The organism is Actinomadura sp. BRA 177, assembly GCF_013372625.1.
In the GTDB taxonomy this organism is placed as follows: domain Bacteria; phylum Actinomycetota; class Actinomycetes; order Streptosporangiales; family Streptosporangiaceae; genus Spirillospora.
On record NZ_JABXFD010000316.1, the window covers coordinates 24935 to 32959 of the forward strand.

8 protein-coding genes are annotated in these 8025 nt (G+C 70.6%); 5 read left to right on the forward strand and 3 right to left on the reverse strand.

What is annotated here, in order from left to right:
- The first annotated feature begins 46 nt into the window (after positions 1-46).
- On the forward strand, positions 47-2821 hold the full coding sequence (locus tag HUX53_RS16065) for a tetratricopeptide repeat protein (protein WP_217919489.1): 2775 nt from the start codon (positions 47-49) through the stop codon (positions 2819-2821).
- A gap of 89 nt (positions 2822-2910) precedes the next feature.
- The gene (locus HUX53_RS16070) at positions 2911-3957 is read left to right on the forward strand and encodes a phosphotransferase (RefSeq protein WP_176404007.1); all 1047 of its coding nucleotides are present in this window, start codon (positions 2911-2913) and stop codon (positions 3955-3957) included.
- Here the strand turns inward: HUX53_RS16070 and HUX53_RS16075 are convergent.
- Positions 3856-4629 (reverse strand): hypothetical protein, encoded by a 774-nt coding sequence (locus tag HUX53_RS16075; protein ID WP_176404008.1) that lies wholly within the window; start codon positions 4627-4629, stop codon positions 3856-3858. The two genes, HUX53_RS16070 and HUX53_RS16075, sit on opposite strands and share 102 nt — an antisense overlap.
- Positions 4630-4817: 188 nt before the next feature.
- Here HUX53_RS16075 and HUX53_RS16080 point away from each other — a divergent pair, with 188 nt between their 5' ends.
- Together HUX53_RS16080 and HUX53_RS16085 are read left to right on the forward strand one after the other, a co-directional pair.
- The gene (locus HUX53_RS16080; RefSeq protein WP_176404009.1) at positions 4818-5378 is read left to right on the forward strand and encodes a papain-like cysteine protease family protein; all 561 of its coding nucleotides are present in this window, start codon (positions 4818-4820) and stop codon (positions 5376-5378) included.
- Between the two features lies 1 nt (position 5379).
- On the forward strand, positions 5380-6165 hold the full coding sequence (locus tag HUX53_RS16085) for a hypothetical protein (RefSeq protein WP_176404010.1): 786 nt from the start codon (positions 5380-5382) through the stop codon (positions 6163-6165).
- A 31-nt stretch (positions 6166-6196) separates the two neighbouring features.
- Here HUX53_RS16085 and HUX53_RS16090 read toward each other — a convergent pair whose 3' ends face one another.
- On the reverse strand, positions 6197-7174 hold the full coding sequence (locus tag HUX53_RS16090) for a LysR family transcriptional regulator (RefSeq protein WP_176404011.1): 978 nt from the start codon (positions 7172-7174) through the stop codon (positions 6197-6199).
- A 99-nt stretch (positions 7175-7273) separates the two neighbouring features.
- The gene (locus HUX53_RS41195; RefSeq protein ID WP_309237255.1) at positions 7274-7588 is read right to left on the reverse strand and encodes a helix-turn-helix domain-containing protein; all 315 of its coding nucleotides are present in this window, start codon (positions 7586-7588) and stop codon (positions 7274-7276) included.
- On the opposite strand from HUX53_RS41195, the gene HUX53_RS16100 reads away from it, so the two are divergent.
- The coding region (locus tag HUX53_RS16100; protein ID WP_309237256.1) for a DUF475 domain-containing protein at positions 7565-8025 on the forward strand (461 nt) is incomplete at its 3' end. The genes HUX53_RS41195 and HUX53_RS16100 overlap by 24 nt on opposite strands.

Here is an 8025-nt window from a genome sequence, read left to right on the forward strand (position 1 = left end):
AGGCGTTACCGTGGGCAGAGGTTCGTCTATCCGCGGAGGGCCGGGCATGACGACCTACCTCAGCGGGGCGAGCATCGGGGGCGACTCCGTCTCCGGAGACAAGATCGTGCACATGAGCGCGACGGCACCGGAGGCCGATCCCCCGCCCCGCCAGCTTCCCCCGGATATCCCCGGGTTCACCGGCCGCCGGGACGTTCTCGGCCGGCTCGGCTCCCTCGTCGCAGCCGGCGGCCCGGCGCCGGTGATCATCGCGCTGACCGGGATGCCCGGCATCGGCAAGACGGCGCTGGCGGTGCACTGGGCTCATCTGATGTCGGCACAGTTCCCCGATGGGCAGTTGTTCATTGATCTGCGCGGTTACTCCAAGCGAGGCGCGCTCACCTCCCGGGAGGCACTCGGCCAGGCATTGCGGACCCTGCGCGTCCCGTCCAGCCGGCTTCCGGTCGATGAGGACGAACTCGCGGCGCTCTACCGCTCGCGACTCGCCAACAAGCGCATGCTCATCGTCTTGGACGATGCCGAGGATCCGCGACAGGTCTATCCCCTGCTCCCGGGCACGTCCTCGTGCGTGGTCATCGTGACCGCCCGGCTGAAGTTCACCGCCTTGGTGGCGAGGTACGGCGCGCGTGCGATGGCGCTGGATCTGCTGTCGGAGGCGGAGGCACTCGACCTCGTCGGCGAGGTCGCCGGACGTGAACGGACACGGCAGGAACCGGACGCCACGGCCGCGCTCGTCCAGATATGCGCTCGGCTCCCGCTCGCACTCCGGGTGGCCGCCGCGAACATCGCCACCCGGCCCCAGCAGTCGGTGGCCGACACCGTGCATGCCCTGGCCGAGGGCGACCGGCTTTCCAAGCTGGCCCTGGGCGAAGATCCGGGCGAGGCCGTCGGAGCCGCCTTCGACCTGTCCTACCGGGGGCTCGTCCCGGAGACACGACGCGCGTTCCGGCTCCTCGGACTCGTGGAAGGACCGCACGTCGCACCGGAGGCGGTCGGTGCACTCCTCGGGGCCACACCGGAGGCGGCACGACGGCTCCTCTATCTGCTGGAGACGGCCGGCCTCGTCCAGGCCGTCGGTGGCGGCCGCTACCACCTGCACGAACTTCTGCGCGAGTACGCGCAAGGCCGCGCGCTTGAGGAGGACACACCCGTCGTCCAGTCGGCGGCGATCCAGCGGCTCGCGATGTGGTACCTCACCACCGCCCAGCAGGCGGGACGCTTCCTCGACAGGTACCGCCGAACCATCCGCCAGGAGCTGACCGCGCCGCCGGTGAACCCGAACCCCGCCGAAAGAGCCGGTCACCTCGACTGGTTCGCCTCCGAGCAGCCGAACCTGACCGCACTCATCCGGCAGGTCGCCCGGCTGGGCTGGAACCAGGTCACCTGGGAACTCGCCGATGCCGTCTACGACTTCTTCGAGCTCCGCCGTCACTGCCACGAGAACCTGGAAGTCCACCGGCTCGGGCTGGAGGCGGCCGAGCACGGCTCGAATCCGCTCGCCTGCTTCTTCATGCACCACCACATCTCGGTCAGCCATCGCGAACTCGGCCAGACGGAGGAGGCGCTTCGCGCGGCCGAGGCGGCGCTCCAACTCAGCATCCAGCTCGAAGACCGCTACGGCCAAGCGGCCGTCCTGGACAACCTGGCCAGGACGCACCTCCAGCTCAGCGACTACCGCACAGCCCTCGACCTGGGCAAGCAGGCCCTGGTCATCCGCCGCGACATCAGCGACCGGCACGCGGAGGCCACCACCCTCGACACCTTGGCACGCGGCTACCAAGGCCTCAGCAAATACGCTCCGGCCAACGAGTGCGCTGACGACGCGTTGAAGATCCGCAAGGAGATCGGGGACCTCCGAGGCGAGGCGGAGACACTCGACAACCTGGCCCGGATCTATTACGGGACGGGACGGATCAGCGCGTCACTCACGGCCACCGAGAAGGCCCTGAAGATCCGCAAGGAGATCGGCGATCGCCACGGGCAGGGCGAGACGCTCGCCTTCCTCGCCTACCTCCACATGCGGATCGGCCGCCACGAACAGGCCTGCGAGCACATCGAGCACGCCCTCGCCATCCGCCGGAAGATCGCCGATCCGCAGGGGGAGGGTCAGGCGCTCGTCCATCTGTCCACGATCCGGCGGCGGCTCGGTCAGTACGAACACGCACTGGCGGCGGGCCTGGAGGCCCTCGACGTCCTCCAGCAGTTGCGCGACCGGCACGGCGAGGCGGAGGCGCTGGACAATCTGAGCCGCTGCTACCGCCGACTGGGCCTGTACGAGCGGGCGAGAGCGGATGTGAACCGCGCGCTCGCGATCCGCCGGTCGATCGGCGACCGGCTCGGCGAGGCCAACACCCTGAACGCGCTCGGCCTCATAGAACTGCACGCCGGACGGCTCGGCCGGGCACGGCGGGCGGCAAAGCTGTCGCTGCGGCTCTGCCACCTGATCGACGACAAGCGCGGCATCGCAGGTTCGCTCGACCTGCTCGCCAAGGTCTACCTGGACATGGGGCTGTATCAGAAAGCACGGCGCACAGCCGAACTGGCCCTCAACGTGGCGGGAGACATAGGGCAGCGGTACGGGCAGATCATCACGCTGAGCGCACTGGGTGAGATTCTTCGGCGCCTCGGACACCCCGACGAGGCTTTGGCCCACGTTCGGGCCGCGAGAGAACTGGCCAGGCAGGCGGGCGATCTCCACGAAGAGATCAATATTCTCCGACTGCAGGCGAAGATCCACGCTGACCTCGGACAGGCGGACGAGTCCCGGGCCGTCACGGCACAGGTCGCGAACATGACCCGGGATCTTCGACAACTCCCGTAGAATGCCTGTAGTGCGTGAGTTAGTGTGAGTTTGGGACGACCACTTCCCGGGTCTCCAGCAAGGCCCGACCCCGTTCTCGAGGACGTGCTTTGCGCGAACCGAACGACCGATTTCTCACCTGCCGCGAAGTTCTCGGATGGCATTACGGCCACCGGGAGCCGATGTTCCTCGGGCCCCCACAGCGCCACTACAGCCTGCACTACACCTATTTGCAGGCAGGCCAGGCATACGTGGCCTCAGAAGTACGAAAGGAGCCTGGGCGAGTTCCTTTCCATCTGCAGTTCGCCATCCTCCAGTCTCTGGGGACGACCGCGGCCGGATCCATCGTGCGATCTCCCATCACGACGCGACTCGGCCAGCACTGGGTCAATGGTTTCCGCAACCGGTGGTTCGTCCGTCCCTACACCGAGCACGACAGCGCACCGGACTGGCTGTCGACTCACCTTGTCGCGGACGCCGCGCGGAAACTGGCGCTGATCCATTGGACGTCGAGTGTCATCGACGCGGACGTATTGCGCCCTCCGGAGCATGGCCTGCGAATTTACGACTGGGGGATGTTCGATGTCCTCCGGCATCCTACGGATATAGTCATCGACATGCGCGCCAGAGGGCGGCCTCCCGAGCACATCAGGGCCGTCCACGCGGGGCTCACCCGACTGCGCGTCGCGAGAATGGGGCTGAATCTCGGCCCCGAGGGACTCACCCACCACGATGTGCGCACCGAGAACCTCCTCGTCAGAGGCGATAAGGTCGTCGAGATCGTCGACTGGGACCGCGCATATTGGGACTTTCAGTGGTACGACGTCTCGCTGGCGGCACTGCACATTGCGTATTGCCGGTCGACCGTACTGCGATGGGACCTGGCCGACGCGTTCGTCGACGCCTACCAGGCGGAATCACAGTGCGAGATCCCGCCGGACGCGCTGGGGTGGTTGTTTCGGTTTACGGCGGTTCGGAATCTGGCGGTTTCGCGGTCGCCGGAGAAGTGGGCTCGGCTGGTGCGCGGGGTCGAGGAGCGCTGGGGCGGGGTGCCTTCAGGGTTCGTGGGTGATTTTGTTGCCGAGGACCAGGTCGCCGCGGACGTGGACGTCGCCGCTGAAGATGGTGGTTCCCTGGGGGCCGTCGGGGTCGGGTGAGCGGGGCGCGGGCGGGTTGCCGCTGCCCGCGAGGTACATCCAGGCCTCGGTCTTCGTTTCTTTGACCTTGAGCGTTACGCGTTCGAACGAGGCCGGGTCTATGCCGCCGTGCAGGTGGGCCACGAAGGCTTCGTAGACGAACGGGGAAACTATGAAGCCCAGGTCGGCGCCCGTTTCGGCCAGGGCGGTCTTGAGGACGGGGGCCTCCAGGAGGCGGGCCGTCTGGATGATGACCTGGCCGTTCAGGCCCTCGGCGTCGGGGGTGACCGGGCCGACGTGCAGGGCTACGCGGAGCTGGACGCGGACGGCGGCGCTCGCGCGGTGGTTGTGCCGGCGGAGCGCCACGGCCAGGTGGGCGGCGAGCGGGTCGATGAGGGACGCGGTCGGGACGGCCGGTGAGACGACCACCAGGGCGCCGTCGCCGCGGTGCTCGCGGTAGGCGTCCGCGGCCGGGACGTCCGAGGCCTCCAGTGCCGACAGCAGGATGCCGTAGGTGACGTCGCGGACGACCCGGCGGTCCTCGTCGTCGCGGGACGGGTCGCCGAAGCCCGCGACGTCGCAGAACAGGATCGAGCAGTTCAGTCCCGACCAGCGCGTGAGGGCACCGGCGGGCGTGCGGTCGAGTGGGGCGTCCACGGTACGAGTGAACGCCTCGGGCGGCGGGTTGTCCATGTCACCAGGCACAAAAGCCCGGGTATGCCGGGGTGTTATGCCCTGCTGGCATTTCCCGGGGTTTGGTGAGCGGTGCGACTTTTATGGCGTTCCGTCCTCGCGCGGAGTTTTCCCGCCGGCACTCCCCCCGGCACCGGCAGGGAGTCGCGTGAGGGCCGTCGCACGGCGCCGGGAGGAATGGCGGAAGCATGAGAACGCGTACCCGACGCCGGCGGCTCGCGGCCGGGCTCGCGGGGGTGGCGGCGGCCACCCTCACGGTCTCGACCGGGGTCGCCTCGGCGCAGGACCTGCCGATCACGCAGCAGGTGCAGCAGCAGAACCAGTGGTGCTGGGTCGCCAGCGGGCTGACGATCGCCAAGTTCTTCGGCAAGGGCAACGTCAGCCAGAACGACTTCTGCAACCTGGGGCGCGGCTACCCGCGCGGGAGCTACTGCCCGAACCAGGCCGGCTATCTGGAGTACGACCAGCGGGCGTTCCAGGCGCTCGGGCTGTCGCCGGGCCAGGTGTCCGGCCCGCTGTCGTTCTCGTCGGTGCAGGGTGAGATCAACGGGCAGCGGCCCATCCTCACGGGCATCTACTGGACGGCCGGCGGCGGCCACGCGCAGGTCATCTACGGCTACTCCGGCCAGACGGTGTCCTACGGCGACCCGTGGCCGTCCAGTCCCCGGTACGGGGAGATGGCGTACAGCAGCTACGTCAGCAACTACCAGTTCCGCTGGGGGCAGGCCCTGTCCCGGATCGGGGGTTGAGATGCGCACGATGATCATCGCGGGCGCGGTGCTCGGCGGGACGGTGCTGCTGGGCGGGAACGCGGCGATGGCCGCCGGCCCGTCCGGTGACGAGGCCGCCGCGGCGAAGGCCGCCCGGTCCGCGGCGGCGCAGCAGCGGCTCGGCGAGTTCTTCGTCCACCTCGACCAGCACAATAAGGGGCAGCTGACGAGCCAGGACGTCCCGAAGGCGGCGGTGCAGGCCAAGGCGCCCCAGGTGGAGACGTCGGTCCAGCGGGTGTACTCGCTGAACCCGGCGTTCGTGAAGGGGACGAGCGCGCCCGTCGCGACGTTCGCCTACATGGCGGTCGGCGCGGCGTCGGCGAGCGGGCAGCACGCGACGATGTGGCTGACCGAGTCCGGCGGGAGCTGGAAGGTCATGAACATCATCTCCGGGTCGGACGAGGCGGCCTACCCGGCGCGGGCGAACGGCGGCACGGTGTTCACCGAGCCGCAGATCCACGCCTGGTACCGGCTGAAGGACGGCCGGGTCACCGCGCTCAACGACACCGCCAGGACGTCGGTCGGCAAGGCCGGCGTGCCGGTGGCGGCGTATCAGCGGCTCGTCCACGCCCGGTATGCCGACAAGCTCCCCGGCACCGCCTACCAGCGGTCCGGGAAGCTCGGCGGATACTCGCCCACGACCGGTGTAAGCGGGCAGGCGCCGGATCGGGGCCCGGCACCCGCACTGCTGGCGCTCGGCGCGGGCGGGGCGGTGACGGCCGCGGGCATCGCCGTGGCGCGGCGCCGCCGCCAGGGCAGCTACTAGCCGCCCGCACGCGGGCTCCGGGATCGGCCCCCTACCGGAGCCCGCGGTCGGCGGGCAGCGCCGGGTGCGCCTCGGGATGCTCGTCCCACCACTCGCCGTAGACGTGCTGGGCCCGGACGAGGTCGAGGTAGACGTCGTTGAAGACGCCCCGCAGCCGTCCCGCCGAACGCTCGGCCTCGGGCCGCCACATGAGGACGACGCGCTGCCCGAGCGGGTCACCGGTGATGCGGCGGAACGCGACCCCTTCGCGGGGGCCGGCGGTCGGCTGGTAGATGCCGACGGCGCGTCCGGATTTGATGAGCGACGACGAGATCTGCCAGTCGGTGGACCAGAACCGCACCCGCGGCTGGAATCCGGCGCCCGCGCAGACGCCGCGGAAGTAGGCGGGCCAGGGGCCGTCGTCGAGCGGGTCGTCCAGCCAGTCCTGGTCGGCGAGATCGCCGAGGTCGACGGTGGGACGGGCGGCGAGCGGGCTGGACGACGCCATGCCGACCAGCGCGGGCTCGCACTCCACGAGGACGAGCCGCCGCAGCCCGTCGCGCGGACGCGGATCGTGGTCGACCGGCTCCTGGAACAGCCCGAGGTCGAGCGCGCCGGACGCGAGCAGCGCGGGGATGCGCCCGCCGCCGGGGTCGACGCGCAGGTACAGGCGCGCGTCCGGGCACAGCTCTCCGAGGTGGTCGCCGAGCCGGGTCAGCGCCGGGCACGCCTGGATACCGATGCGCAGCGACGGCATCGCCGCGCGGTGCCGGTGCGCGAGGGCGGCGTTGAGGTCGTCGATGCCGGCGAGCGCGGCGCGGGCGCGGGTGGCGACCTCGGCGCCGACGGGCGTCGGCGTGACGCCCTCCGGGGAGCGGACGAACAGCTGCACGCCGAGGTGGCCCTCGACGCGGCGGAGCATGGTGCTGACGGCGGGCTGGGTGAGGCCGAGCCGGGCGGCGGCCTTGCTGATGCTGCCGGTGGCGGCGATCGCCTCGATCATCCGGAGGTGGTGGGGGCCGAGGTCCACGGGCGCTCCTGACCTGTCGGTGCCCCGTCCGGATGGTTCTCCGCCCGCATGGTAGCCCTGGACCGGTCCCCGCAGAATGGAAATCCGTGCCAGGCCGAATCAGCGCGGCGCGGTCCGGCGGCGCAGTTCGCGGGGGCTGACCCCGAACCGCTGCCGGAACGCGTGGCTGAGCGCGCTCGCCGAGGAGAAGCCCGTCGCGTGGGCGAGGTCGGTGATGGTGACGTGCCGGTAGAGCGGGTTGCGCAGCCGGTCCCGGACGAGCCGGAGCCGCTCCTCGCGGATCAGCTCGCGCGGCGTCGTCCCGGCCCGCTGCAGGGCGAGCTGGATCTGCCGCAGCGACCAGCCGAGGTGCTGCGCCATCGCGGTGCCGGTGAGGCCGGGGTCGGTGGCGTGCTCGCGGACGTACCGGCGCACGACCGTCTCCACCTCGGCGAGATGGCCGGGCGCGGGCGGGCGCCCCCGGCCCGCGACGATGAGGCACAGCAGCTCGGTGATCCGGTCGCAGGCGGCGTCGAACTGCGGCGCGGAGAGCGTGTCGCGCTCCTCGCCGACGGCGCGCACCATGTCGGCGACGACGCGGCCGAGGCCGGCGCGGACGAGGACGAGGACCGCGAGGCCCCGGCCGGCCGGCACGGCCACAGCTCGCTGCCGCAGGCCACCGGCAACGCCGGGTGCTACCTCACCCTCTCCCTGGAGGTGCTGGACGCCCAGCTCAGCTTCGACGGCGTCATCCGCGCGTTCGCGACCCGCACCGACCCGCTCGTAATCGCGCTGGGCCTCGGCACCGGCCCCAGCTACCACCACTCCCTCACCCTCTCACTGCTCAGCAAGCGGCCCCCGCACCCGTACGC

Excerpts from the sequence above, each read along its gene's own strand:
- HUX53_RS16065 (WP_217919489.1), top strand. The coding sequence starts at position 47 with ATGACGACCTACCTCAGCGGGGCGAGCATCGGGGGCGACTCCGTCTCC.
- HUX53_RS16075 (WP_176404008.1), bottom strand. The coding sequence starts at position 4,629 with ATGGACAACCCGCCGCCCGAGGCGTTCACTCGTACCGTGGACGCCCCA.
- HUX53_RS16080 (WP_176404009.1), top strand. The coding sequence starts at position 4,818 with ATGAGAACGCGTACCCGACGCCGGCGGCTCGCGGCCGGGCTCGCGGGG.
- HUX53_RS16085 (WP_176404010.1), top strand. The coding sequence starts at position 5,380 with ATGCGCACGATGATCATCGCGGGCGCGGTGCTCGGCGGGACGGTGCTG.